1 protein-coding gene is annotated in these 1376 nt (G+C 64.8%); it reads right to left on the reverse strand.

The window, feature by feature from the left end:
• On the reverse strand, positions 1–1364 hold a 1364-nt coding region (locus tag EYS21_RS23230), incomplete at its 3' end, for an amino acid permease (RefSeq protein ID WP_131135597.1).
• Positions 1365–1376: the final 12 nt, after the last annotated feature.

The following is a 1376-nucleotide window of genomic DNA, read 5'->3' on the forward strand; positions in this document are numbered from 1 at the left end:
GTCAGGGGTGAGTCGATGAAGACCATGACCAGGACGCTGGCCAGGAAGAGCAGGGAGAGGTAGCCGGTGTAGGGGGCGCCGAACATCCGGAAGGAGGGGCGTTCGAGCCAGCCTTTGTCGGCCCAGCGTTTGAGCTGGATCTGGCAGAGCACGATCGTGGCCCAGGTCATGACGATGCCGACGGAGGCGACGTTGAGGACGATTTCGAAGGCCTGGGCGGGGACGAGGTAGTTCAGCGGGACCCCGAGGAGGGACACGCCGGCGGTGATGGCGATCCCGCCGTAGGGGACGCCTGCTTTGTTCATGCGGGAGGCGAATTTGGGGGCGGAGCCGTTCACGGACATGGAGCGCAGGATCCGGCCGGTGGAGTAGAGGCCGGCGTTGAGGGAGGACAGTGCGGCGGTGAGGACGACGAGGTTCATGATGACGTCCACGCCCTGGATGCCGATGGAGCCGAAGAACGTCACGAAGGGGCTGACGCCTTTTTCGTAGGAGGTGTAGGGCAGCAGCAGGGCCAGCAGGATCACGGAGCCGACGTAGAACACGGCGATGCGGAAGACCACGGAGTTGATGGCCTTGGGCATGATCTTTTCGGGGTTTTCGGTTTCGCCGGCGGCGGTGCCGACCAGTTCGATGGAGGCGTAGGCGAACAGGACGCCCTGCATGAGGATGATCATGGGCAGCAGGCCGTTGGGGAAGATCCCGCCGTTATCCGAAAGCAGGCTCAGGCCGACCTGCTGGCCATCGACGGGGGTGCCGAAGATGACGAAGTAGGTGCCGACGACCAGGAAGATGACGAGGGCGGCGACCTTGATCAGGGCGAACCAGAATTCCATCTCGCCGAAGACCTTCACCGAGACCAGGTTCAGGGCCAGAACCACGAGCAGGGCGATCAGGGCCCAGGCCCACTGCGGGACGGCCGCCATCCAGGGGATGTAGTGGCCGAAGAAGTTCATGTACAGGGCGGCGGCGGTGATGTCCACGATGGTGGTGGTGGCCCAGTTGATCCAGTAGAACCAGCCGGACACGAACGCGGCCTTCTCGCCGAAGAATTCCCGGGCGTAGGAGACGAACGAGCCCGAGGACGGGCGGTGCAGGACGAGTTCGCCGAGGGCCCGGAGGATCAGGAACGCGAAGAACCCGCAGACGGCGTAGGCGATGACCAGCGACGGGCCGGCGGCGTTGAGCCGGCCGCCGGCGCCGAGGAACAGGCCGGTCCCGATCGCACCACCGATCGCGATCATCTGGATCTGCCGCGGCTTCAGGTTCTTGTGATAGCCCTTGTCCTCCGCATGCAGCGCCGACTCGCTGGCGTGCGCATGGCCGCCATCGATGAGGTGGTCGGGTATGGGGGAATTCGTCATGGGGGTGTCCTT

The organism is Arthrobacter sp. S39 (assembly GCF_004320525.1).
Taxonomy (GTDB): Bacteria; Actinomycetota; Actinomycetes; order Actinomycetales; family Micrococcaceae; genus Arthrobacter.